Raw genomic sequence first — 26,167 nt, forward strand, 5'->3', positions numbered from 1 at the left:
TGTTAATTGAGGCCACCATAGTTTACGACAACACCATCTGAGTTTTTAGATTTTTTTTGCGGTAAATTATGCGTGGCATAAATTAACACTGCAGGGTAGGCATGGGTAAAAACATAAGTTTCTTTAACTTATCAATCTATAAAATTTTATTCAAGGAACATTCGTTTCTTGACCAGGCACGCATACGCTTGCTGTATTACGGCTTTTTCCTGGTGTTTGTAGCCTTGTGTACGCTTTTTATGAGCGTTTACTTCCAGGGTCAGTATCTGCTTGCTTATACCTGCGGCTTTTTAATGATAACCGTGGCGGTACTGTTTAAGTTTTTAACCTACCGGCCGCGTTTTAAACTCATTTCACACTTACTATTAGTGGCAGGTACGCTGGTTAATGCCAGCATTGTATATGTATCTGTGCAAAACCTGAATATTGTAACCGTGCAGGTGGTAATACTGATTATTGTATTTAGCTATTATATGCTTGGGCAAACGTATGGCCTCATTTACTCGCTGCTAAATACGGTGCCCATATTGGTGTTCATGATAATTGAGTATACCCACGGTTATGTAATAGGCGTAAAGCCCGATAAGGTTGATCAATCTACCATTATCATAAGCTTGTTTGCCAATTTTATACTCATTATTTTTATCCATAGCCATTTTTATACGGCATTTCTTAAAAATATAAAACAGCTTAAGGAAAGTGCCAGTGAGCAGGTAAAGCTTAACTCCAAGCTGGAAATGGCTATTGAAAAGGCCGAAAAATCGTCACATGCCAAATCCGAGTTCCTGTCTACCATGTCGCATGAAATTCGTACGCCGTTAAACGCGGTTATAGGTATGAGCGATTTACTCATCATGGGCAATCCGCGGAGCGATCAAAAGGAAAACCTGGATGTATTAAAGTTTTCGGCTAATAACCTGCTGGCCATTGTAAACGATGTGCTCGATTTTAACAAAATAGAATCGGGTAAGGTGGTGTTTGAGCGTACCCGCTTTAACCTTATCGACCTGATGAACAATATTTGCGGCGGCCAAATTATAAAAGCCCAGGAAAAAGGCCTCGATTTTAGGCTGGAGATGGATAGGTGCCTGAAAAATAAGGTGCTGTTTGGCGATCCTACCCGTATTACGCAGATCATTTATAACCTTATCAGCAATGCCATAAAGTTTACGGCAAGAGGTATGGTATGGGTTAAGGTTAACACGGTAGAAGACAGGCACAATACCGTAACCATTAAGTTTGAGGTAATGGATACCGGTATTGGTATTGATGCCAGTAACCTTCATACCATATTTGAGCCGTTTACGCAGGAATCATTAACAACCACGCGTCAGTACGGTGGTACAGGTTTGGGCCTGGCCATTGTAAAACGGCTGCTTGATTTGCAGGGCCTGCACATGGAAGTAGCCAGCAAGCCGGGCGAAGGATCGGTGTTTTCATTTAATATGGAGTTCCAGGTATCAACCGGGGTTGCCACCGAGGTTATGGATACTGCGCCGGTGCTGGAAGATGAATCAAACTCAATGTCGTTATTAAAGGTGCTTATTGCCGAGGATAATATGGTAAATGTTATGCTGATGAAGAAGCTGCTGTCAAAATGGCGCATAGTGCCTACCATTGCCGAAAACGGCGAGCGTGCTGTTGAACTGATGCAGTACGGTAATTTTGATATTATACTGATGGACCTTCAGATGCCGGTAATGAACGGTTTTGATGCCACCATAGAGATCAGGAAAATGGCCGATCCTAAAAAATCGGCTGTGCCTATCATAGCGCTTACGGCTTCGGCCCTGTTTGATATAAAGGATAAGGTTTATGAGGCCGGGATGAACGATTATGTATCAAAGCCGTTTAAACCTGATGAACTGCTGGAGAAGATCCACAACCTGGTGCAGTTTGTTTAAATGGGCTTGCTGTACACGGGCAAATCTTCAATAAAATTATAGGTTCTGTTTTCAATATCAATGTGGCAGTAGTAATGCTGCAGACCGTTGCTTACCGCCAGTAACGATACCTTGTGCACCATGTTGTACCGCGCCACCTGGTCGAAAGTTTTTTGATCAATAGCTACCGATGGTGCTTTGCACTCCACAATCATTATCCTTTTTCCTTCGCTGTTAAAAACAACAATATCTGTACGCTTTTGCAGGCCGTTGAGCTTTAGGCCACCCTCAAGCCTTATAAGCGAGCGCGGATAGTTCTTTTGCCTGATAAGGTATTGTACAAAATGCTGCCGTACCCATTCTTCGGGCGTAATGATGATATTCTTCTTACGGATCTCATCAAACAGGGTAAGCTGCCCGTTATCGTCGCTTATTTTAAAAGGATAGGGTGGGAGATTAAGCGGCTGGAGCATTTTTATTAATTCAAAATTCAAAAGTAAAAATTCAAAAATAGGATTAATGCCTTGGTTTAATTCAAAATTCAAAAGTAAAAATTCAAAAATCCGAGGGATCGAAATATTACTTTCAACATAAATGCAATTGGCACTGTTTCTCAATCCTATTTTTTTAATTTTGAATGTTAGAAGCTGTCTAAATTTGATTCAGACTATTTAAGTATCCTATAAAATTCATTGCCGTTGACTTTAGTCAACGGAACAATGACTGGAAAACGAGGGCTTTAGCCCAAATGCCACCTGGATAATTGGGCTGAAGCCCTCGATAATGCTTTCTAATACCGTTGACTAAAGTCAACGGCAATGAATAACTTTCATTTTTAGACCGTTTCTTAAAACCCCAAAAGTCATTTTGAATTTTGACTTTTAAATTTTGACTTAAAAAAATGGCTGCTCCGGATATTATAAAGGATCTTAAAAATAAAAAGTACAAGCCCCTGTACCTGCTGCATGGCGAGGAACCATATTTTATTGATCTGGTGAGTAATTATATTGAGCATAACCTGCTGTCGGATGCCGAGAAGGGTTTTAACCAAACGGTGGTATACGGCAAGGATACCGAGATCATGGCCGTGCTGAACGCCGCCAAACGCTACCCCATGATGTCTGATTACCAGGTAGTGATGGTAAAGGAAGCCCAGGATATGAAATGGGGTAAGGATGATGATAATAAAAAAAGCATCGACCCATTGCTGAGCTATCTTGAAAATCCGCTGCCCAGCACCATACTTGTTTTTTGCTATAAGTACGGCAAGTTTGATAAAAGGAAAAAAACCTACAAGGCAATTGATAAAAACGGGCTGATCTTTGAATCGGCACCGTTGTATGATAGTAAGGTACCAGCCTGGATAGAGGGCTACATCAGCGATAAAGGTTACAAAATAAACGGACAGGCATCGGCCATGTTATCTGAGTACCTGGGTAACGATCTGTCGAAAATTGCCAACGAGCTTGAAAAGCTGATGCTGAACGTTGCCGCCGGGCAGGAAATTACCCTTAAGCACATTCATGATAATATTGGCATAAGCAAGGAGTATAATGTATTTGAGCTGCAAGCCGCGCTGGGTAAAAAAGATGCCTACAAGGTAAACCAGATCATCAATTATTTTGAGGCCAACCCCAAGGCCAATCCCATTGTGCTGGTGCTGGGCAACCTTAATAACTTTTTCAGTAAGGTGCTGGCCTATCATTATGTGAAGGATAAATCGCAGCAAAACCTGGCGCGCGAGTTGGGGGTGAACCCTTATTTTGTAAAAGATTATGAGCTGGCCGGGCGTAGCTACAACTATCCCAAAACCATGCAAATTATCAGCTACCTGCGCGAGTACGATCTGAAAAGCAAAGGTGTTGACTCAAACGCCCCGCATGGCGAACTGATGAAGGAACTAATGTTTAAAATTTTGCATTGATGTTTACAGGATGGGAAGCGTAAACATCTGGCGCTTCAGCATTTTACTGTTTTCTTCTTTTTACCTATTTGACCCTTATCCTCCATTTTGGCTATGTATTCAACAGCAGAAGGTACTTTACAGGCTGTTCCGTTTTTTTCTACCGTTACGGTACCTATTTGTTTGGCGGTGGCAATAGCATCGCTGGTAAGCGCAGCCACATAACCGCCTGCCGAAATTAAAAATCCATTCATAGTATACCTTACCCTATCACTTGCCGACTGGATATTTTGCGCTGCCCTTTGCAGCAGTTGCTTTAACGCGGGTATATCCAGTTCATCATCGGGTTTAAGGGCCGCCAGGTTACTAAGCGTGGCCCATCCCGCTGCTGCAATGTGCGGTTCTGGGCTATCTATCCATTCAAGGGCCAGTTCAAAACCGTAATTGCTGCCGGCCGCAACCCAGGGAACAGTGTATTCGCTTATGTTGTTTGACACTGCCTGCTGCACCCAGGTTTGCAGATCCGCTTTTGTCATTTGTTTATCGTCGGTTATGAGGCCTGCAAGGTACATGGCATCGGCATTGCCGGTGGCGTAAAGTTCTTTAGCCAGGGGATAATCGGTTTTGGTTTTCTTTTGGATGGTTTTCAGGTGCTCTACCTTTACGCCAAAAAGAGGTTCCTTTATGCCATGTTTCAACAGTATTTTCTTGATGCTTTCGCTGCCGAATGCTTCCAGCTGGGACATTACTTCCTGTACGTTCATGAGTGTTTACTTAAAAGAGGTAAATAAAATTATAAAAAATTGATGGCTTTCCCCGTAGAGACGCAATTATGCGTCTCTACGGGAATCACCATTTTTTTTCATGTAGAGACTCAATATTTTGCGTCTCCCACCATACAGGCCTGCGATTGGTTGCGCTGACTATACGTAATTGATTTGCTTGCGGGAGACGCAATTATGCGTCTCTACGGGAATCACCACGTTTTTTTCATGTAGAGACGCAATATTTTGCGTCTCCCACCATACAGGTCTGCGATTGGTTGCGCTGACTATACGTAATTGATTTGCTTGCGGGAGACGCAATTATGCATCTCTACGGGAATCACCATGTTTTTTTCATGTAGAGACTCAATATTTTGCGTCTCCCACCATGCAGGTCTGCGATTGGTTGCGCTGATTATACGTAATTGATTTGCTTGCGGGAGACGCAATTATGCGTCTCTACGGGAATCACCATGTTCTTTTCATGTAGAGACGCAATATTTTGCGTCTCCCGTTATAAAGGTCTGCGATTGATATAGTGATTATAGGTGGGTGATTATGTTAGGTGATTTGCATGCGGGAGCTGCAAAATATTGCGTCTCTACGGGAATTGCCGATAATTGCGTTCTCCTCAATACCCCATCGATTTCCATAAATGATAAAACCTTTTATCGATTATTGTAAAAATAACAACCATTTTCTGCGGATTATGGGTTTTGTTTTATGTAACTGCCTTATAATCTTGTATTTGTAATTAAAAATTTCTGTAACACAATCGATACCACAATAATTATAAAATATTATCTTTGGTTTTGGGAGCAAGCTATTGATTAAACTTAAAAATCCCATGTTGTTTTATTTGCCGGATTTGTGCTGCGCATCTGAAAGAAAGATTAAAACACCATGATCCAGAATAATTTGTATGGTACAGATGATGCCGGGCTTTTGCTGCAGCTAAGCGAAGGCAATAAGCTGGCTTTTGATATTTTGTACAACAAATATTGGAAGCAGGTGTATAACGCTGCCTACAAACGACTTAACGATGCCGAACGCGCGCAGGACATTGCCCAGGATGTTTTTGTACAGTTATGGATAAGGGGCACCAAAACACCGATAGAAAATCTTCCGGCCTATTTATTAATTGCCGCCCGTAACGGAGTTTTTAAACACATGGAAAAGGAAGGCAAGTACGCCGCCCTGCCCGATGCTGCCCAGGAACTGGAAAGTCCGCTTGGTTTTGCAGATGCTAATATTCTGCACGCCGAGTTTTTGAAAGCTTTTAACGAATTAATAGAAACATTACCCACCCAGCAGCGTATTATTTTTAAAATGCGCTTTAATGAAGGTCTATCCAGTCAGCAAATTGCCGATCAGTTACAAATATCGCCAAAAACAGTGCGCAACCAGATGGGGAAAGCCCTCACAACTATCCGGCGGTCGCTTATTTTATTACAATTGCTGTTTATTTTCTATAACAAGTAGCTGTCGGACTGCTTAAAGCAGCTATGTTGCTTATAAAGTATGGATTATTCACTCTTTTCGCTTGTTTGTTACGTTAATTTCAGCCTTAAATGTTTGTTATTGCCTTTTTATTAAATAAATATTAAAAAAAGTTTAACAATGCGTGGGCTATTTGAATTTTTTTGACTCATGTAGTTATAATAGGCTATAATGAACGAACTACAAAAAGAGTACTTTGTAGGTATCTTAACAAAATACCGACTGGGTACAGCAACTAAAGAGGAAATAAACTTCCTGGAAACATACTATAACACGTTTGAACTTAGTGAAGATCTGATCACCGATGAAAATGAAGAAAGCTATCTGCAATTAAAGGATAGCATAAAGCTTGCTGTTGATAAGCGTATAACTCCGCGCGCCCCGGCTATTGTTACCAGTTTACGCTTTGCGTGGGTAAAATACGCGGCTGCGGCTTTAATTTTAATCAGCCTTACCATTGGCGGCTTTTTGCTGGTACGTAAAAACAATAAGCAGCAATTGGCAGCCAATGAATATAAAGGAATAGTGCCGGGCTCCAACAAAGCCATGTTAACCCTCGCCAACGGCAAACGTATAGCACTTGATGATGCCACCAAAGGCGAAATTGCCAAACAAGCCGGCATCACCATTACCAAAACCGCCGATGGCCAAATAGTTTACCAGGCTGCCAGGAACACCGGCAGCGATGAGGCATTTCAAAATACCATAAGCACCCCAAAGGGCGGCCAGTATAAAGTTATCCTGCCCGATGGTACCCAGGTATGGCTTAATGCGGCATCGTCATTAAGCTATCCAACTTTGTTTAAAGGGAACGAGCGCATGGTTACTCTTAACGGCGAGGCCTATTTTGAGGTAACCAAAAATCCGGCAATGCCATTCAGGGTAAAATCTGGCGTGCAGCTTATACAAGTATTGGGCACCCATTTTAATGTTAATGCCTATGCCGACGAAAGCACCATAAAAACCACCCTGCTTGAAGGCGCTGTAAAAATTACTGCCGGGGCCAATACCAGTATTATAGCACCAGGACAGCAAACCGAGGTTAACCAAACAGGGGAGGGCGCTATTGCCAAACACCAGGTTGATGTAGATAAAGAAACCGCCTGGAAAAATGGTGTGTTTTCTTTTGCCGGCGACGATATCCGCTCAGTAATGCGCCAGGTTTGCCGCTGGTACAACATTGATGTGGTTTATGGCGATAACCTGCCCAAAGAAAAATACTATGGAGAAATTTCCAGGAACAGCAGCCTCGGCGGCATCTTCAGGATTTTGGAACTCAATAATGTAAAATTTGAGGTTGAAGGAAAAACGGTAAAAGTATCCTCAGCCAAATAACAACCCGCTATTAGCCCTGTACCTTATCATACCACCCAATTAATTAACTAAACATTGAAAACCCTAAAACTAAACTATTGATATGATCAGACAGCTACGATAGATTCTCCCCACATATTAGCGACAAAAAAAGCCGGAAGCCTCTCACCGCTTCCAGCCTTAAAAAGGTCAGCAGCACAATGTTGAAGGCATGCTGCGTATTATTAACCCATCTTACTCAAAAGTATGAAATTAACTTTTCTTTACAATGCCGTATGCGCAATACGGGCGGTAAAGTATAAATTCCTTTTAGTGTTGAAAATCACTACGATATTATTACTTGTCGGCGCCATGCATTTGTCGGCCGCAACCTATTCGCAAACGGTTAGTATCTCTAAGAAAAATACGAACCTTGAATCTGTTTTCAAGAATATCAAACAACAAACCGGGTATTTGTTTTTCTACAGCGGAAAAGTAAATTTAAGCGGCAAAACCCTTAATATTGATCTGAAGGACGTATCGCTTGAAGAAGCGCTAACCACCTGCCTTAAAAACTACAACCTTACCTATAACATTGTTGATAAAACAATTGTAATACGTAACAAGGCGCCCGAAGATGATGTAATATCGGCCGTTAACGCCGTTATGAACAAACAGTTTATAACCGGTAAGGTAATAGACTCGGTTGATAAGGCCGCCATACCCGGCGTAAACATCTCCCTGAAAAACAGCAAAGGCTTCATAGGCCAAACAAATGCAACCGGCGATTTTGTTGTATCTGCCGATATAGGCGATGTTTTGGTTTTTAGTTTTATAGGTTATAAGCCAAAGGAAGTTAAGGTTGATGGCAAGCCCATAGTGGTAAAGCTATCGCCGCAGGTTAATGCCATTGGCGATGTTGTGGTAACCGGTTACCAGGTTATTAAAAAGGATAACTATACAGGTAGCGCCATTATTGTAAAAGGCGATGACCTGAAAAGGGTAAACCCCAATAACCTGATCCAGAGTTTGGCCACTTTTGATCCATCGTTCAGGATAGATCAGAATAACCTTTTGGGGTCTGATCCTAATGCCATGCCCAAAATAAACGTGCGCGGCTCTACCACGCTGCCATCTATCAACGGCGATATCATCGACAGGAATAATCTTTCCAGCTCGTACAATCTGCCCATATTTATGCTGGATGGTTTTTCGGTTTCGCTGCAAAAGGTAACCGATCTGGATATTAACAGGATAGCCAGTATTACCATTTTAAAGGATGCCGCTGCAACGGCTGTTTACGGTTCAAGGGCAGCAAACGGGGTTATTGTTATTACCACCAAAGCCCCTATAGCTGGTAAACTGCAAGTACAATACAACTACGATTTAACTGTTACCGCACCCGACCTAACCGATTATCACGTACTTAATGCCAAAGATAAGCTGCAGTACGAAAAACTGGCAGGCCTGTACAGTGCGGTTAATAATACTGCAAACACACAGGACGAGCTGGATCAGCAATATTACAGTAAATTAAAAAACGTGGTGAGCGGCGTAAATACCTATTGGTTGTCGCAGCCATTGCGCAACACATTTGGTCACGCGCATTCCCTGTATGCCGAGGGTGGCGATACCACGTTCAGGTATGGTGTTAACCTGCGTTACCAAAACACGCCGGGTGTAATGAAAGGCTCAACCCGCAACAGGTACAGTGGCGGCATGAATTTTAATTACAACCCAACCCGCAACCTGTTATTTAAAAACGAAGTAACCGTTACCCAGGTTGATGGCGTAAATTCAAAATACGGCAACTTTGCCGATTACGTAGCTATGAACCCGTATTATCCTATAAGGGATGACAGCGGCAACATCCTGCGCGAGGTTGCCAACTGGAAGGTTGATACCCACCAGAGCGGCGCGGCCCAGTATAAATCAATCCCGGTGTACAACCCGTTGTTTGAAGCCGGTTTGGGTAACTTTGATAAATCGGGCTACCTGGAAGTGCTGGATAACTTTTCTATCGACTGGAAACTTACCCCTGCTTTACGCCTGATAGGTTTAATCAGCGTTAACGACAGCAAAAGCACTGCCGATACATTTGTATCGCCATTCAGCAACTCTTTTTTTAACGGCCCAACTGCCGATATCCAAAACAGGGGAAGCTACACGTACACAGCATCAAACTCACTTTCGTTTGATGGTAACATCAGGTTTGTTTACAACAAGCAAATTGGCGATAACTCGGTTAACGCCGTGTTCGGATCTAACGTAACATCATCAAAAAGCGATTATAAATCATTCCAGGCCAGAGGTTTTTCTAACGATAAGTTTACCAACATTGGTTTTGCCCGTACCTATACACCAGATTCGGCCCCGGGCGGCGACGTATCTAACAGCAGGTTGGTGGGTACGTTTTTTAATACCAGTTACGCTTTCAAAAACAGGTATCTGCTTGATGCATCTTTCCGTTTGGATGGTTCATCGTCATTTGGTGCCAACCAGCGTTTCGCGCCTTTCTGGGCCGGTGGTATAGGCTGGAATTTGCATAATGAAAGCTTTATGCACGAAAATTTCCCGGCCATATCAAGGTTTAAATTAACAGCCACGGCAGGTTTAACCGGTTCAGTTGATTTTCCGCCGTATTTGTCAAAAACAACTTATACCTACCAAACATCAAACTGGTACTCAACAGGTATTGGCGCTTTGGTTAACGGTTATGGTAACGAAAACCTTAAATGGCAAAAAACTACCGAGTATGATTATGGCCTGGATATGGGCTTGTTTAATGATCGTGTGCTTATTAACCCACGTTACTACCACAAGCTTACCAAAGGCCTGCTTACCGATATTAATATAGCGCCATCAACAGGTTACACCACCTATAAGGAAAATCTGGGCGATATGAGCAATAACGGTTACGAGCTTTATGTGGTTGTAAACGCTTACAAAAGCAAGGATCTGAATGTGAATTTTACTGGTAACCTGGCACATAATAAAAACACCATTGTTAAAATTTCAAACTCGCTGAAATCATACAATCAAAGTGTTGATGATTACCAATCAAACCCGGATAATAACGCACAGGGCAGACCATTGCTGCGCTTTAACGAGGGCCAGTCATTAAATACCATTTACGCGGTAAAATCAAAAGGCATCGATCCTGAAAACGGTAAAGAGATCTTTATAAAAAGGGACGGCTCATTAACCTACGTTTATGACATAGCCGATACCCAGCCCGTTGGCGATGAAACACCCAAAGTTGAAGGCTTTTTTGGCAGCAGCGTAACCTACAAGCAGTTTTTATTAAGCTTTAGCTTCCATTACCAGCTTGGCGGCGAAACCTATAACCAAACCCTGGTTGACAGGGTGGAGAACGCCGATCCGCGTTTTAACGTAGATAGCCGCGCGCTTGACCAACGCTGGAAACAACCCGGCGATGTTACTTTTTACAAGAATATTGCCGATCTGGGCACCTCGTTTGCCTCTTCGCGCTTTGTGCAAAAGGTAAACCTGGTTGAGCTTAAATCAGTGTACCTGTCATACGATCTGAAGAAAAGCGTTGCGCAAAAACTGGGCATGCGCACTTTAAGGGCGGGTATAACGGCCAATGATATTTTCAGGGCTTCGAGCATTGAAATTGAGCGGGGGATCCAATATCCATACGCCCGCAGTTTAACATGTTCATTAACAGCTACATTTTAACAATTACTGAAATGAAGAAATACATATACATAATAGCGGTGATAATGGCATTTACATCATGCAAAAAGTTTTTGGATGTAAAACCCGAATCGCAGATTGACAGGGATGAACTGTTTAAAACCGAGCAGGGTTTTAAGGAGGCACTTAACGGGATTTATACGGCTTGCGCGTCGCGGTCGCTTTACGGCGGTAACCTAACGTTCAGCAACCTGGATATCCTTGCCCAAAACTACCAGTTTGGCAGCGATGTAACCTCGCAAATGATAGCCAATTTTGATTATACACAACCGGCTGTAATTGCTAAGAATAACGATATATGGGCATCATGTTACAGGGCCATTGCCAATTGTAACTACATACTTACCGCCATTGACGATAAGAAAAGCTTATTTACCGGCACCAATTATGAGCTGATAAAGGGCGAAACCCTAACTGTTAGGGCCTACCTGCATTTTGATTTGCTGCGCATGTTTGCAACCTCATTTAAAGCGGGGCCAAATGCAAAGGGCATCCCTTATGTAACCACAATAGGCACAACCAGCACGCCGTTTTCAACCGTAAGCGGTGCGCTTGATAAGATCCTGACCGATTTAAACGCGGCGAAGGTTTTATTAAAAAAGGCCGATCCCATTATCTCATCAAGCTATGTGGTAGGTTACCCGGGCGATGTTACAAGTACCGAAACCTCCAGCACCGATCTGTTTATGCAAAACAGGCGTCACCGTATGAATTACTATTCGGTATGCGGCGAGCTGGCCAGGGTTTACCTGTATAAAAACGACCTTACCAACAGCCTTACCAACGCGCTGGAAGTTATCGATTCAAAAAAATTCCCCTTCACCAACAAGGATGATATCATTCAAACAGATATCACTAAAAAGGATCGAATTTTCTATAAAGAATTGGTATCCTGCTGGTTTGTTGATACCAAGGATATCAATAGCCAGTTACAGGCGCTGTTCAGCAATACTGCGCCGCAATACAGTGGTACGGTAGACCAGGTAAATGATATTTACGAAAAAGCACAGTCTGGCGCCGATGATTTGCGGTTAAAGCAATGGTTTGTATCTACCGCGGCAGTAACCGGCGGGCCAGACAGGGCAGTTTTGCAAAAGTATGTTAAAAATGAGCTTCCACTTGTTAACCTGCATCCCCTGGTAGCCCCGGCCATCCGCCTGAGCGAAATGTATTATATAGCCGCCGAAGCCACTTTTGATACCGACCCTGCAAAGGCGCTTGATTACTTTAATACGGTACGCATGGCCCGTAACATTGGCAATAATGTTACTCCCGGAGATTTAACAGGTAAAGACGATTTTATTAACCTGCTGTTAAAGGAAGCACGAAAGGAGTTTTACGGTGAAAGCCAGATGTTTTACATGTACAAACGCTTAAACCACAGTGTTACTATCTCCTTAACCCAATCTCAACCGGCGTCAAATTCAATATTCGTATTCCCGTTACCGGTAGACGAACAGGCTTACAGAAACAACTAATAGCAACTAAAATGAAAAGAAATTTATTATTTGTCTTTATTATTTGCGCTGCAATGTTCGGCTGTAAAAAGGATAGTAAGCTTACTTACAATTCTGCGGATAATATTTACCTCAACTACAAAAATACCGATAACATTGTATTCTCATTTGCCTACAATCCGGGTATTGACAGGGATACCATCTGGATCCCGGTAATCATTTCAGGAAACAGGGTTAACCACGACAGGAAATTTGCCCTGGATGTTGACCTGGGCGGCACCACCGCCACCCGCGCGCTGCACTACGAACCACTTAAACCTTTTTACATAATGCCCGCAGATTCGGGTACTACGCATGTGCCGGTTATTATTAAAAATATTGATACGGGTTTAACCAGTAAATCGGTTACGTTATCGGTACGTGTATCTGGCGGCGAAGATTTCGGCAGCAGTCTGCCCGGCGGTATCCGCAGCAAAACCATCACGTTTTCAAACCGCCTGGAAGAACCGGAATGGTGGAAATACTGGGGCGATTTAGGGGCCTACAGCCGTACCAAGCACCAGCTGTTCCTGATCTCATCGGGCACTATTGACCTGGTTATCCCCGGCTCATCGCCAGATTGGTATATGGAAATTCCGCGTACGCTTTATTATATCCAGAATTTCAGGGTGTTTTTAACCTATCCGTTTGATTGGGTTAAGGAAAATCCGGATAAGGGTTATGTGCTTACAAAAAGGGCCAACGGGGTGGATTATGATTTTTATAACATAAACGCGCCTACCAAAAAATATTTGCTGCAATACTTTAAGGCGGCAGATAAGTACGTGTTTATTGACGAGAGTGGGAACCAGATATTAATATAAACCCCCGTAAAATTACGATCATGAAATTTAAATCGATTTTCATATATATGTTACTTATCCTTTCCGTTTACTCGTGTAAAAAGGATCTGGGTAATTATAAATACAACGCCCCTTCTGAACCCGTTCTTGATAATTTCGAAGGGTCGACAGTGAATGCGCTGGTAGGGGATACCCTTACCATAAGGCCCTACGTGGCTTTGGAAGGTGCCGATCCTTATAAGGATCTTTCTTTCCATTGGGATATTTTGGTTGATGAAGAAGCAAGGGAAGCAAGCTACGATGGCTATCCGCTTAAAATAGTTTATAACCTTGCCCCAAAACTGCGTACGGCAAAATTAACCATTACCGATAACCGTAACAGTATTAAGTATTTTTACAATTTTAAAATACAGGGCGGTACCCAGTTTTCAACCGGTAAAACGGTATTGAGTATTCAAAACGGTATCACAAAGCTTTCATTTATTAAGCCAGATAATAAAACCATACTGAGCGACCTGTATGCCACACTTAACGGCGAAAACCTGCCCAACAATCCCTTGCAGCTATTTGCCAAACCACTGGCTTACCAGCCCAACACCGTTGAAGATTACTGGGTAATTTGCGACGAGCCGGGTAAAAACAGCGTAATAATTGACGGTAGCACCATGCTCAGGAAAAAGTATTTTAATGAGCAGTTCTTTAGTCCGCCGGCCGTAATTGTTCCGGGTAGTTTTGAAGCATCAATGGGTACGCCAACAGCGGTTATTAATGGTAAACTGTACATCAGTATAACATCAACCGCGCCATTTGCACCAGATTTTGGTAAGTTTTCCAACTTCCAGTCGGGCACATATACCCTTTCAAAATTCTTTACCCGTGCACCGGCATTTTATTTTGGGTTTGATCCTGTTGCCCAGGCTTTTATATCATTTGATGGCGGCGGTAACTACATGGGTTCCGATTATACGGTTACCGGCAAAAACGCATTCGACCCAAAAAACATCGGCACAAGCGATATTGTGTATATGCAGGCCATCCCCGGTATTTCCTACGCGTTTTTTAGAGCGACAGACGGCGGCGGCATATTTGAACTATCCTTCAACGTAAACATGATGGATTACAACCAGCGTAAAATAGAAACCATTTACAAGCGCGTGTTCAAAGGTTCGTCGCTGGTAATGGCCGATACAAAATGGCAGCGCTCTGCGGTTGATATCTTCTACTTTACCTCAAACGATAAAATATACCGCTATAACCCGGTTAATGAAGATCTGCGCGTGCTTGATGCCAATTTTGGCGGCAAAAAAGTAACCATGCTGCAGTTAAGCCAGGATGGCAATACACTTACCGCCGGTGTAGACGGCAGCGTGATCACCCTGGATGTAAGCGTAGGTAAAAACGGTGTTATCACCAATACAATAAACGGCATTCCCGGTGCTCCGGTTGATATAATTATCAGGAAATAAAAAAACAGTAACCACATGAAATTCATACAGAAAATAATTTTAGCTGTTACCGTAATAGTAGCAGCCGGGGGCTTATCGTGCAAAAAATCAAAAACAGCAGGCCCCGTTACCGACCCTCCCGGTGCACCGCCTAAAACCTGGCAAGAACATTGGTTTCAGCATGATTTGCTGGTAAATCGTGTTTATTTTGACCAAAACGTTGCCTTTTATGAAGATGACGATGTAACAAAATCGGTAACATGGCCATTTGAAACCATGAGCAAGGTTTGGAGCTATGTAAAGAAAACCTACGGTGCCTTTGGCGATTCAACGCGTCTGTACGTTATTTTTCACCAGGGCAAACTGGGCGGCGGTCACCCCGCGTCTTACTTCGACGAAAGCCATGACTACCGCAATACCATTGATTGCGGTTTAGATAGCTGGAACCTGCCAACAGGCGAAAAAATTGGCGTTCCCATTCACGAAACAGGTCATATTGTATGCGGTGCAAGTCACGGTGTACAAGGCTCGCCATCTGATGTTTTGTGGGGCGACAGCAAGTTCATGGAGATCTACAACTATGATGTGATGATGAACATTGGCCGCGAAGATGAAGCTGCCCGTGTTTACGATGAAATGCAAACCCAAACAGATACGTTCCCGGTTGCCGGCAGCCAGTGGTTTAAAAACTGGTTTTACCCTATCTATTCAAAATATGGTCATGCAGCGGTGCTTAATAAATACTTTCAGCTGCTGGCAGATAATTTTCCCAAAGTAAAAAACGCACATGGTTACCAGTACACCCGCAATTTAAATTACGGTGAGTTCATTCACTTTTGGAGCGGTGCGGCCGGTGTAAACCTTAAAGCGCAGGCAACAATTGCCTTTGGCTGGCCGGATGAATGGGAGCAGGAGTTTAACCAGGCCAAAATTGATTTTCCTAACGTAAAATACACCAACTAAACCTACGCAAATGAAAAGTTTTAAAAATATGAGCCTCATTGCCTGCCTGTTGGTTATGGCAATATTTAGCGCATGCAAAAAAAACAACAATACCACACCCGCCATAAAATATGGCGGACCGCCGCCCGCAACATGGCAGGAACATTGGTTTGAGCACGATTCGTTTTTGAAAAGAGATTTTTACAACCAGGATGTAGCCATTTACCATGATGAAAAGGTTGATGCCAACATTACCTGGCCTGATACCCTGTTTACCCAGGTTTGGCAATACGTAAAGAAAAACTACGGCGCCTTTGGCGATTCGACACGGCTTTACGTGATCATGCACCAGGGCTTGTATGAAGGCGAAGGCCACCCGGCATCGTACTTTGATGCCAGTCATGATTACCGTAACGTGCTTGATGTTGGCGCAACCAGCTGGAAAGATAACAGCTATGCAAACATCGGTGTACCTATTCATGAGATTGGCCACATTGTATGCGGTGCCAACAATGGCGTTAAAGGTTCCCCGTCTGACTATCAATGGGGCGACAGCAAGTTCATGGAGATCTTCATTTATGACGTACTGTTGAACATCAACCGACCGGATGATGCCGCCAAGCTTTACCAGGAAATGGAGGCTCAAGACCCTAACGCTCCGTTCCCGGGTAAAATTTATCCTAATGTGCGCTGGTTCATCAACTGGTTTTATCCAATTTATCACCAGCATGGTGGTGGCGTAGTGTTAAGTAAATACTTTAAATTGCTATCGGAAAACTTCCCCAAAAGACCCATTACCGGTGGCTTTGAATACACAAGGGATATCAACTTTGGCGAGTTTGTACATTTTTGGAGCGGTGCGGCAGGTGTAAACCTTAAAGACCAGGCAACCATAGCATTTGGCTGGAGCATGGAAAGGGAGCAGCAGCTTAAAAACGCCCAGGAAGATTTTCCAAACGTTAAATACAATTACTAAGGCCGGGAGGCTAAAACAACATGAACAAAACAACAACAACCAAGGTGTTAGTATGGAGTTTGATAGCTATATCATTCTCCTTTTACTACGGTAAATGTTTACAAACAGGTACCCAGGCCGGTGATCCGCCAAAAAAATGGAAGGAACATTGGTTTGAACATAAGCTAACCGTATCGCTGGTGTATTATGATGATAATGTGGCGGTATATTACGATAAGGATGTTGATAAATCGGTTACCTGGCCTTTTAAAACCATATCTGATGCCTGGGGCTATGTAAAGCGTACCTATGGCACCTTTGGCGATTCCACAAGGTTGTACACTATATTTCACCAGGGAAGGTATGGCGGCGGTCACCCGGCATCGTACTTTGATGCCAGTCATGACCACCGTAACACTATTGATTGCGGCCTGGGCAACTGGGAAAAACCTTATGGCGAGCAAATAGGCATGCCTATTCATGAGATGGGCCACATTGTAAGCGGTGCCAGTCATAATGTTAAAGGTTCACCGTCGGATGCGCTTTGGGGCGACAGTAAGTTCATGGAGATATTCAATTACGATGTGCTGATGAATATTGGCCGCGAAGATGAAGCCGCAAAGGTTTACGAACAAATGCAAACCCAGCGGGATGATTTTCCGCGTGCGGGCAGCCAATGGTTCAAGAATTGGTTCTATCCAATTTATAAAGATCATGGCAAAGCTGCGGTGCTCAATAAATACTTCGAACTGCTGGCAGTCAACTTCCCAAAAAACAACCGCCACGAATTTACCCGCGATTTAAACTGGGGCGAGTTTGTACATTTTTGGAGCGGCGCAGCAGGGGTTAACCTTAAAGAGCAGGCAACCCTGGCTTTTGGCTGGCCCGCCGAATGGGAAGCACAATTTAAAACTGCCCAAAAAGAGTTTCCAAACATTAAATATTAATTGAACATGGGCTATTGGGCGGTAATCGTACTCATAGCAATAACCACATCCTAAAAAAAGGAATTATGAAATTTAAATTATTAATACTGGCTGCTTTGGCTCCGTTCCTGGCATCGGCACAAGCGCCAAACTTTACTATAACCGGTAAAATAGGGACTATAGGCACACCCGCCAAAGTATACTTTGATTATATGGATAATGGCGCAAGCCATGAAGATTCGGCACTGGTGGTTAACGGGGTGTTTAAATTCTCGGGCACCATCAGCGGCAATGTTACCAGCCGCATGGCTTTTGACCACACCGGCCAGGGCAAACCCCACGCTATTTATGCGCCTGGTAATGATGTTATCTATTTTTTCTTCGGTAGAGAGAAAATACAGATTACTTCTGCCGATTCATTGAGCAATGCCAAGGTTACCGGATCAAAGGTTTACGATGAGTTTGTGGCCTATAACAAACAAATTGGCGGTACAATTATGGACCTTACCAAAGCCGTAAATGCCGATTTTAACAGCGGAACCCCCGAGCAGCAAAAAGATACCGCTTATACGAAAGCGGTAGATGCGCGCTATCGTCAGAATATTGCAAACCGCAGCCTTAAACAATTGGAGTTTGCCAAAAACAATCCTAATTCATTCTTCGCGGTTGTGGCCCTGTCCGAGTCGGCAGGTACCAAGGTTGATGTGGCCAAGATCCAGCCCATCTTCAACGCGCTGAACCCAGCTTTGCGTAATAATGATTTTGGTAAAGAACTGGCCCAGCGCATAACCGCCGCCACCACAACCGGTGTAGGTGTACAAGCCCCGGCCTTTACCCAAAACGATGTGAACGGTAAGCCGGTATCATTAGCCAGCTTAAAAGGTAAATATGTTTTAGTTGAGTTTTGGGCATCATGGTGCGCTCCTTGCCGCGCAGGCAATCCTAACCTGGTAAAACAATACCAGTTGTATAAAGATAAAGGCTTCGAGATTATATCTGTATCGCTTGATAGTGATAAGGCAAAATGGCTGGATGCTATAGCAAAAGACGGTCTGCCGTGGATCCACGTATCCGATTTGAAAGGTTGGAACAATGAAGTTGGCCGGTTATACGGCGTAAGGGCCGTACCGCAAAGCTTTTTGCTTGATCGCGATGGAAAGATCATCGGCAACACATTAAGGGACGAGTCGCTTAACCAGAAGCTGGCCGAAATAATGAAAAACTAATCATCGTATGAAAAGGATAGTTTCTATTTTGCTGTTGCTGTTTGCCTGCACATTAGCATTTGGCAGCACATTAAACGGCGCAGCCAAAATACCGCTGAAGGTATTATATGTAGGTTACGATGCTGCTAAACCTATGCCCGCCAATGTGGTGTATTACAGTACATCTGTCCCGGCGGTTGAAAAGGTTTACAAAACCCGAATGGCCGATTTTAAGGCTTTTTTGGAAGAACGGTTTGATAAGGTGGAAGTGGTTGACGTACGGGATTACCAGCCATCCATGTCAAACAACGTGGATGTTACCATTATGGATGCCGGGCCGGTAAAACTCCCTGCCGATTTTGATCGCCCCATGATACTCATGCACGCCATGGCGCCGCTTGTAGGTTTACCCATCGGCTTAAAATTTGATTGGTATTGCCAGTGTCTGGAAGACGATGCGCTGAACATCAACACCAAACATGAAATTTTTAACGCACCCAACAAGGTAAAGCTTACTATGGTCACCAGGCCTACGCCCGGTTCGTTCTTTAACGGCTGGCAAGGTGCCAAAACACCAAAAGAAATGCCTATGTGGAAGGTGGTAAAGGAAGATCCCGCGTTTAAGGATAAATACATTATTGGCATGGTTGCGCATGGCGAAGGCTTTAACGATTCGCCGGATGCCGAGGCTATCTCTGGTGGTGTATGCCTTAAAAATGCCGAGGCCGTGGCTTTGGGCAGGCAGGGCAACTACTTTATGTGGGGTTTCTCGGCTTCGCCGTATTACATGACCGATGAGGCTAAGGATGTATTCGTAAACACGGTTTGCTACATCAAAAAGTTCGATCACATGCTGCCTATCGTAAAAAAAGTGCAGATTGAGAACCGCGAGTATGCCAATGAAATGATCTTCCGTACGGATAAGGCTTTGTATGAAAAAGCGATTATTTCCCGTCGCGAAGGCAACGCGCGTTTATTGAAAATGCAGCAGGACCTTAAAGATCGCAAGGCAAAAGGTGAGGACATAGGCAGGGGCAACGAAATGTTCCTGAAAATGCCCGTTACCAATGATATGGAAAGCTTTGACGACTATCTGAAAACCTGGGCCGGTAAGGATATGTTTGAAAAGTTTGGCAATGATACCAAGCAGTACCACAAATACTACCGCGATAACTATGAATATTTTTATCCTGCCGACGCTTATTCGTTACAGCTTGATACCGATGCAAAAAAGTTAGGCATCTCTAACCGTAAGGTAGAATTATTAGAGAAATGCATCCAACTGCTGGAGAAGAATGAAGATGCAGCTTTGGCCCAGCGCGTACTGGAGCGCTACACTACCGAAAAATTCAACACTGCTGCCGAGTGGCGCAACTGGCTAACCAAAAACAAGACTAACCTGTTTTATACCGAAGCAGGCGGCTTTAAATTTATAGTGAATACGTATAAAAACACCACTGCTGCAGTAAAAACGGTTTCGCCCGTAGCAACAAATATGGCGGGGGCGGCAGTACCCACCACGGCCGATCCGGTTGTGGTAACGGCACGATTGGTTGATGGCGCTACTGCCGGCAAAAAACAGGTTGTTGTTGATGCTACCATTTTAAAGGGCTGGCATATTTACGCCTTTGTGCCGCAAAACAGTCCGTTCATACAAACGCAGGCCATTCTTGAAATGCCTGCCGGTACCGGGAAAGATGCGGAGTGGCAAAGTTCGGCAGGGATACCTTTTACTGGCGGCGAGGGGATGTATGTTTGGGAAGATAAAGCCAACTTTAAAACCGACGTAGATACATCAGCATTAACCCCCGGTTCGGTAATTAAATGCGGATTGTACTACCAGGTTTGCGACAACAACAAATGTTATCCGCCTAAAAGAAAAATAGTGGAGCTTAAAGTTTTATGAGGAACGGTTCAATAAACATCGGCATAAAAAAAAGCCTGGTACTGGGCTTGCTTATTGCGTTTGCAGCTGTAAGTAATTGCAAAGCCGCAGTTGTAAGTAAGGCTATTACCCAGGCAGATACCGTATTGCAAAATCCCAATCTCGCGGCAGGAAAATCCCTGCCCGAAATTATCATGCAAACGGCCGATGGAAAACCCCTGAAATTATCATTCCTGAAAGGCAGGGCCGTACTTATTGATTTTTGGGCATCATGGTGCATGCCATGCCGGGCATCTATTCCGCATCTTAAAGAGCTGTACAAAAAATACCACGATAAGGGGTTTGAAATTGTAAGCGTGTCCATCGACCAAAACGACAAGGCCTGGAAAAACGCTATGCAAAAGGAAGCCATGCCCTGGCAGCAGCTTATTGATAAGTATGAGGCGGGCAAAGATATATCCGTTGCTATGGAGCAGCTGGGTATTCAATCGGTACCCTTTGCCATACTGCTTAACGCCAATGGCACTGTACAAACCATTAACCCCGAAGCCACAACGTTGGATGGAGAGTTGAAAAAGGTATTTGATAAATAATAAGTATATAGAAGTGGAGGGGGGAATGTGCGATTCCCTCCCAACGGGAGGGTGTAGGGAGGGGTGCTGCACAAACAAGGCGAATAGACCCCTCCCTACCACTTTACAGCCCAATACAGGAAAATAGAGAGCACAGTAAAGTCCTCTCCTTTGGAGAGGATTTAGGTGAGGCCAAAGAAGCTTTAATTAGCAGTGTAAGTTCAGTTTAGTTAATTATGGGGAGCCGGCGCTATGTCGGCTCTTTTTTAACACCGGGGATTTTATATCTTTAGGTTTATTTAAAACGATGAAAAATATAGGAAATAAAATTTTACTTACCGGATTGGGCCTTGCCCTATCATGGTCGTTTTCGGCCAACCACGTAGCCGCGCAGGTTGCCAAAACAAAGCCTGCTAAGGTAGCAGGCGTAAAAGCATTGCCCCTTGATGCCGAGGTGCGTACGGGAAAGCTGCCCAACGGCTTTACCTACTACATAAGGCATAACGAGGAGCCCAAAAAACGTGTTACCTTTTACCTGGCCAACAAAGTAGGTTCGGTATTGGAAGATGATACGCAGCGCGGGCTTGCTCACTTTATGGAGCACATGAGCTTTAACGGTACAACCCACTTCCCCAAAAATGAACTGGTGAACTACCTTCAAAAATCGGGCGTACGTTTTGGTGCCGACTTAAATGCTTACACCAGTTTCGACGAAACGGTTTATCAGTTGCCAATCCCGTCAGATAATCCGGAGATTCTGAAAAACGGTATCCAGATCATGCGCGATTGGGCACATGGCGCAACGCTCGATCCTACAGAAATAAACAAGGAACGCGGCGTAGTACTGGAAGAAAAACGCCTGGGCAAAGGCGCGCAGGAACGTATGATGCGCGAGTATTTCCCGGTTATCCTTAACCATTCGCGCTATTCGCTGCGTTTGCCTATCGGTACCGATGAAGTACTGAACAATTTTAAACCCGAGGCTATCAACCGTTATTACCATGATTGGTACCGCCCGGATCTGCAGGCGCTTATCGTAGTGGGCGATATTGATGTAAACGAGATGGAGAAAACCATCAAAGCCAAATTTGGTGATCTTAAAAACCCGGCCAACGAAAAGCCGCGTACAAAATATACCATTCCGCTTACCGGTAAAAACCAGTTTATTGCTGTAACCGATAAGGAAATGACCGTTACCGTTGCACAGGTAATGATCAAACAACCGGCATTAAACCTTATCACCGCTGCAGATTATCGCCAGAGCATCATCCGCGAGTTATTTAAAAGAATGATTGGTGCCCGCTATGCCGAATTACAGCGCCAGGCAAACCCTCCGTTTATACAGGGTGGTGCCGATTTAGGCGAATTTTTAGGCGGACTTGATAACTACAGTTTGTTTGTAGTTGCCAAACCCGGCGAACTGGAAAGCGGCTTTAAAGCCACCTGGCGCGAATCTGAAAAAGTTAGGCGCTTTGGCTTTACCCAAACCGAACTTGACAGGGCTAAAACAAGCTACCTGAGCGATATGGATGCTTCTTTAAAAGAAAAGAACAAAACCAACTCTGATAGCTACGTGAACGAATACCTGCAATACTTTTTAAAGGGTACAGCCGCACCGGGTATCAGCTATGAGTATAACCTCGTTAAAAACGACCTGCCGGGCATCAACCTAAGCGAAGTGAATATGCTGAGCAAATCGGCCATAAAAACCACTAACCGCGATGTGTTATTGCTGGCACCCGAAAAAGATAAAGCCACCCTACCATCAGAAGCTACGGTTAACAGCTGGATAGCAGCTGTGGAAGCCGAAAACCTTACCGCGTACAATGATGAAGTGAGCAAACAGCCTTTGCTAACTGCACAGCCAACCGCCGGTAAAATTGTATCTGAAACCAAGGATGCGGCTTTAGGTACTACTACGTTAACCTTAAGCAATGGCATAAAAGTTATACTTAAACCAACCGATTTTAAAGATAATGAGATACTGTTTGCAGGCTCGGCACCCGGTGGTACTTCGTTGTACAGCGATGCAGATTACCAATCGGCATCAAATGCCAGCGGTATGGTATCGTCATTTGGTGTGGGTAACTACAATCCAACCCAGTTAGAAAAATACCTTACAGGCAAGCAATTGGGCGTTAGTCCGTACATCAGCGAGCGTTCACAGGGTATTAACGGCAGCGCCACGCCAAAAGACCTGGAAACAGCTTTGGAGCTATTATACGGCTATGTAACCGAGCCCCGTAAAGATGCCGACCTGTTTACCGGCATTATAGCACGTTCAAAAGCGGGCTTGGCCAACAGGGCAAATGATCCGGGCAGCGTATTCCAGGATACTGTTACCGCTGTTTTAGGTAACCACAGCATCCGCCGTACCGGGCCGTCAATTGCCAAGGTTGAGCAAATTAATCTTGACAGGGCTTACGATATCTATAAAGATCGTTTTGCCGATGCATCGGGTATGACATTTACTTTTGTGGGTAGTGTTGATATCGAAAAGATAAAACCACTGATTGAAAAATATATTGCCTCATTACCAGCCACGCATAAAGGCGAAGAAGCCAAAGACCTGGGCATCCGTATTCCCGATGGCCAGATAACCAAAGCGGTTTACATGGGCACCGAGCCAAAAGCTACTGTTGATTTAGTATGGTCTGGCGTGTTTGATTACACCCCAACCGAAAAGGTAACGTTAGATGCGCTGAAAGAATGCCTGGAAATTCGCCTTATTGAAAGATTAAGGGAAGACGAAAGCGGTGTTTACTCGCCGGGTGCTTACAGCAGCGCCGGTAAATTGCCAACCCCGCGTTATTCGTTAGTAGTTAACTTTGGCTGCGGACCTAAAAACGTTGACAAACTGATAGCCTCTACCTTAGATGAGATCAGCAAACTAAAATCGGCCGGACCAACACAAGTTAACATTGATAAATGGCGTGCCGAAAGCCTGCGTACCAGGGAAACCGGCATGCGTACCAATGGCTGGTGGTTAGGTTATATCAGCGGTCAAACTACTGATAAGGAAGATCTGCACCAGTTTGATAGCTATACTAAAGAACTGAACGCCGTAAGTATTGAAAGCGTTAAAGCCGCTGCTCAAAAATACCTGAGCGGTAAAAACTATATCCGCCTAGTGCTTTTACCGGTAGAGGGTACTAAGTAATAAATTATACTTTAAGATGGCGGGCCCCAAGCCTGCCATCTTAATTTTCTGTCATTCTTATACCACCGCGTCAAAGACGTATTGGGTTATCGTCCTTAAAAAAGGTGTCATCCTGAGCACCGTCGAAGGATAGCGGGTAAAGGCCTCTGCGCATGAGTCTTCGACAAGCTCAGACTGACAGGCTCTCCACCTGATAATGAACCTTTCCCACCTAAATATCACCCCTTCCCGGCATATTTAATAAAAAACATATAAATTCAACCCGTAAACTCTCTAACTATGGGCTCATCAAAAACACTCGTTGAAAATATGTTTGCAGCGGGCGGCATCACAATAAACGGCAGCAATCCCTGGGATATACAGGTACACAACCCCAAAACTTACGACAGGTTGTTGAGCGGCGGTTCATTAGGTTTTGGCGAAGCCTATATGGATGGCTGGTGGGATTGCGAAGCCTTAGATGAGTTCTTTTTTCGGGTGCAATACCATAGGGTAGATAAAATGATTCCGCGCGATTGGAATACCATAAAATATGTTCTTAAAGCCAAGTATTTTAACCGGCAAACAAAATCCAGCGCTAAGGAAGTGGCATACAAACACTACGATATAGGTAACGATCTGTTTGAAAAAATGCTGGATAAACGGATGACGTACTCATGCGGTTACTGGAAAAATGCCCAAAATTTAGATGAGGCCCAGGAAAATAAACTCGATCTGATTTGCCGGAAGCTGAAGCTTAAACCCGGGATGCGCCTGTTGGAAATAGGCTGCGGCTGGGGTGGCTTTGCTAAGTATGCCGCCGAAAAATACGGTGTATCGGTAGTGGGTATAACTATTTCTGAAGAGCAGGCGGTTTTGGCCAGGGAAATTAATAAAGGCCTGCCGGTAGAGATAAGGATACAGGACTACCGCGACGTAAATGAAAAGTTCGACAGGGTGGTTTCCATCGGCATGCTGGAACATGTGGGTTACAAAAACTACCGCGCTTATATGGAAGTTGCAGAAAAAAACCTGACCGACGATGGCATTTCTCTTTTGCACACCATTGGCGGCAACTATTCTACAAAAATTACCGACCCCTGGATAGAGAAATATATATTTCCCAATGGAATGTTACCCTCGGCAAGTCAGCTTTCAAAGGCATGGCAGGGCTTATTTATTTTAGAAGACTGGCACAATTTCGGTGTTTATTATGACCGCACCTGCATGGAATGGCTAAAGAACTTTGAGCAAAGCTGGCCGCTGATCAAAGACCAGTACGATGAAACTTTTTACCGCATGTGGCGCTATTATCTATCGGCCAGCGGTGCATCGTTCCGGTCGAGGAAAAACCATTTGTGGCAAATTGTATTAACCAAGCCCAAGCACCTTGGTTTGTATGAAGCAGAGCGGTAAGTAAAAAGCAGATCAAAAAGCATGGGGTAAGTGCGATTCCCCTCTTGAGAGGGTAATAGCCCATGAATAGACAGAGATATCATAAATAAGTTTGATAGGCTACATGCCCGCCCCTTCGGGGCTACGTGTTTATAGTTTAATATAATAGAGGCTTGGCTCCGTAGGTGCCTCCTTATTTAACAGGAAGATTTAACAGGAAGCTCCTATGGAGCTATTGATACTCATAAAATACTATAAACATGATACTCCTACGGAGTTAGAAAATCTGATTACGTTTTTATGGCTATTGATGGGCTATTACTCTTGAGAGGGGTGGAGGG

The 26,167-nt window shown here is 44.0% G+C and carries 18 protein-coding genes; 16 read left to right on the forward strand and 2 right to left on the reverse strand.

Features of this window, described 5'->3' with window-relative positions:
• Positions 1-101 precede the first annotated feature (101 nt).
• Complete coding sequence (locus tag BLS59_RS05835; RefSeq protein ID WP_091146055.1) at positions 102-1,904, forward strand: ATP-binding protein; 1,803 nt, start codon at positions 102-104, stop codon at positions 1,902-1,904.
• Here the strand turns inward: BLS59_RS05835 and BLS59_RS05840 are convergent.
• Positions 1,901-2,356 carry a type I restriction enzyme HsdR N-terminal domain-containing protein gene (locus BLS59_RS05840; RefSeq protein WP_091147366.1) on the reverse strand — a complete coding sequence of 152 codons (456 nt, stop codon included), beginning with the start codon at positions 2,354-2,356 and terminating at the stop codon, positions 1,901-1,903. The genes BLS59_RS05835 and BLS59_RS05840 overlap by 4 nt on opposite strands.
• 428 nt (positions 2,357-2,784) lie before the next feature.
• On the opposite strand from BLS59_RS05840, the gene holA reads away from it, so the two are divergent.
• A complete protein-coding gene (holA, locus tag BLS59_RS05845; protein ID WP_091146058.1) occupies positions 2,785-3,807 on the forward strand; it encodes a DNA polymerase III subunit delta in 1,023 nt (340 codons plus the stop codon).
• Positions 3,808-3,842: 35 nt separating this feature from the next.
• On the opposite strand, the gene BLS59_RS05850 is transcribed toward holA, so the two are convergent.
• Positions 3,843-4,550, reverse strand: a complete 708-nt coding sequence (locus tag BLS59_RS05850) for a DNA alkylation repair protein (RefSeq protein ID WP_091146060.1) — start codon at positions 4,548-4,550, stop codon at positions 3,843-3,845.
• A gap of 903 nt (positions 4,551-5,453) precedes the next feature.
• Between BLS59_RS05850 and BLS59_RS05855 the strand changes: the two genes are divergently transcribed.
• From BLS59_RS05855 to cfa, 14 genes are all read left to right on the forward strand, one after another.
• Positions 5,454-6,032, forward strand: coding sequence for an RNA polymerase sigma factor (locus BLS59_RS05855; RefSeq protein WP_091146063.1), 579 nt, complete (start codon positions 5,454-5,456; stop codon positions 6,030-6,032).
• A 189-nt stretch (positions 6,033-6,221) separates the two neighbouring features.
• A complete protein-coding gene (locus tag BLS59_RS05860) occupies positions 6,222-7,385 on the forward strand; it encodes a FecR family protein (protein WP_091146066.1) in 1,164 nt (387 codons plus the stop codon).
• Positions 7,386-7,610: 225 nt separating this feature from the next.
• A complete protein-coding gene (locus BLS59_RS05865) occupies positions 7,611-11,045 on the forward strand; it encodes a SusC/RagA family TonB-linked outer membrane protein (protein WP_091146069.1) in 3,435 nt (1,144 codons plus the stop codon).
• Between the two features lie 11 nt (positions 11,046-11,056).
• Positions 11,057-12,541: a RagB/SusD family nutrient uptake outer membrane protein gene (locus tag BLS59_RS05870; protein WP_162842561.1), complete on the forward strand. Its 1,485-nt coding sequence runs from the start codon at positions 11,057-11,059 to the stop codon at positions 12,539-12,541.
• Positions 12,542-12,552: 11 nt separating this feature from the next.
• Complete coding sequence (locus tag BLS59_RS05875; protein WP_091146076.1) at positions 12,553-13,383, forward strand: DUF4843 domain-containing protein; 831 nt, start codon at positions 12,553-12,555, stop codon at positions 13,381-13,383.
• Positions 13,384-13,403: 20 nt separating this feature from the next.
• Complete coding sequence (locus BLS59_RS05880; protein WP_091146080.1) at positions 13,404-14,828, forward strand: PKD-like family lipoprotein; 1,425 nt, start codon at positions 13,404-13,406, stop codon at positions 14,826-14,828.
• A gap of 15 nt (positions 14,829-14,843) precedes the next feature.
• The gene (locus BLS59_RS05885) at positions 14,844-15,770 is read left to right on the forward strand and encodes a hypothetical protein (protein ID WP_091146084.1); all 927 of its coding nucleotides are present in this window, start codon (positions 14,844-14,846) and stop codon (positions 15,768-15,770) included.
• Between the two features lie 10 nt (positions 15,771-15,780).
• Positions 15,781-16,725, forward strand: a complete 945-nt coding sequence (locus BLS59_RS05890) for a hypothetical protein (protein WP_091146088.1) — start codon at positions 15,781-15,783, stop codon at positions 16,723-16,725.
• Between the two features lie 20 nt (positions 16,726-16,745).
• Positions 16,746-17,651: a hypothetical protein gene (locus BLS59_RS05895; protein ID WP_091146092.1), complete on the forward strand. Its 906-nt coding sequence runs from the start codon at positions 16,746-16,748 to the stop codon at positions 17,649-17,651.
• 65 nt (positions 17,652-17,716) lie between these two features.
• A complete protein-coding gene (locus BLS59_RS05900; RefSeq protein ID WP_091146094.1) occupies positions 17,717-18,856 on the forward strand; it encodes a TlpA disulfide reductase family protein in 1,140 nt (379 codons plus the stop codon).
• Positions 18,857-18,863: 7 nt separating this feature from the next.
• On the forward strand, positions 18,864-20,741 hold the full coding sequence (locus tag BLS59_RS05905; RefSeq protein WP_091146096.1) for a protein-disulfide reductase DsbD domain-containing protein: 1,878 nt from the start codon (positions 18,864-18,866) through the stop codon (positions 20,739-20,741).
• Complete coding sequence (locus tag BLS59_RS05910; protein ID WP_091146098.1) at positions 20,738-21,313, forward strand: TlpA family protein disulfide reductase; 576 nt, start codon at positions 20,738-20,740, stop codon at positions 21,311-21,313. Before BLS59_RS05905 ends, BLS59_RS05910 begins: the two co-directional genes overlap by 4 nt.
• Positions 21,314-21,599: 286 nt before the next feature.
• The gene (locus tag BLS59_RS05915) at positions 21,600-24,452 is read left to right on the forward strand and encodes a M16 family metallopeptidase (RefSeq protein WP_091146101.1); all 2,853 of its coding nucleotides are present in this window, start codon (positions 21,600-21,602) and stop codon (positions 24,450-24,452) included.
• A 279-nt stretch (positions 24,453-24,731) separates the two neighbouring features.
• A complete protein-coding gene (cfa, locus tag BLS59_RS05920) occupies positions 24,732-25,847 on the forward strand; it encodes a cyclopropane fatty acyl phospholipid synthase (RefSeq protein ID WP_091146105.1) in 1,116 nt (371 codons plus the stop codon).
• Positions 25,848-26,167 lie beyond the last annotated feature (320 nt).

The sequence above is a fragment of the Mucilaginibacter pineti genome, from assembly GCF_900101875.1.
Lineage (GTDB): Bacteria > Bacteroidota > Bacteroidia > Sphingobacteriales > Sphingobacteriaceae > Mucilaginibacter > Mucilaginibacter pineti.

Coding starts and splice junctions, on each gene's coding strand:
- BLS59_RS05835 (WP_091146055.1), top strand. CDS start 102: ATGGGTAAAAACATAAGTTTCTTTAACTTATCAATCTATAAAATTTTA.
- BLS59_RS05840 (WP_091147366.1), bottom strand. CDS start 2,356: ATGCTCCAGCCGCTTAATCTCCCACCCTATCCTTTTAAAATAAGCGAC.
- holA (WP_091146058.1), top strand. CDS start 2,785: ATGGCTGCTCCGGATATTATAAAGGATCTTAAAAATAAAAAGTACAAG.
- BLS59_RS05850 (WP_091146060.1), bottom strand. CDS start 4,550: ATGAACGTACAGGAAGTAATGTCCCAGCTGGAAGCATTCGGCAGCGAA.
- BLS59_RS05855 (WP_091146063.1), top strand. CDS start 5,454: ATGATCCAGAATAATTTGTATGGTACAGATGATGCCGGGCTTTTGCTG.
- BLS59_RS05860 (WP_091146066.1), top strand. CDS start 6,222: ATGAACGAACTACAAAAAGAGTACTTTGTAGGTATCTTAACAAAATAC.
- BLS59_RS05865 (WP_091146069.1), top strand. CDS start 7,611: ATGAAATTAACTTTTCTTTACAATGCCGTATGCGCAATACGGGCGGTA.
- BLS59_RS05870 (WP_162842561.1), top strand. CDS start 11,057: ATGAAGAAATACATATACATAATAGCGGTGATAATGGCATTTACATCA.
- BLS59_RS05875 (WP_091146076.1), top strand. CDS start 12,553: ATGAAAAGAAATTTATTATTTGTCTTTATTATTTGCGCTGCAATGTTC.
- BLS59_RS05880 (WP_091146080.1), top strand. CDS start 13,404: ATGAAATTTAAATCGATTTTCATATATATGTTACTTATCCTTTCCGTT.
- BLS59_RS05885 (WP_091146084.1), top strand. CDS start 14,844: ATGAAATTCATACAGAAAATAATTTTAGCTGTTACCGTAATAGTAGCA.
- BLS59_RS05890 (WP_091146088.1), top strand. CDS start 15,781: ATGAAAAGTTTTAAAAATATGAGCCTCATTGCCTGCCTGTTGGTTATG.
- BLS59_RS05895 (WP_091146092.1), top strand. CDS start 16,746: ATGAACAAAACAACAACAACCAAGGTGTTAGTATGGAGTTTGATAGCT.
- BLS59_RS05900 (WP_091146094.1), top strand. CDS start 17,717: ATGAAATTTAAATTATTAATACTGGCTGCTTTGGCTCCGTTCCTGGCA.
- BLS59_RS05905 (WP_091146096.1), top strand. CDS start 18,864: ATGAAAAGGATAGTTTCTATTTTGCTGTTGCTGTTTGCCTGCACATTA.
- BLS59_RS05910 (WP_091146098.1), top strand. CDS start 20,738: ATGAGGAACGGTTCAATAAACATCGGCATAAAAAAAAGCCTGGTACTG.
- BLS59_RS05915 (WP_091146101.1), top strand. CDS start 21,600: ATGAAAAATATAGGAAATAAAATTTTACTTACCGGATTGGGCCTTGCC.
- cfa (WP_091146105.1), top strand. CDS start 24,732: ATGGGCTCATCAAAAACACTCGTTGAAAATATGTTTGCAGCGGGCGGC.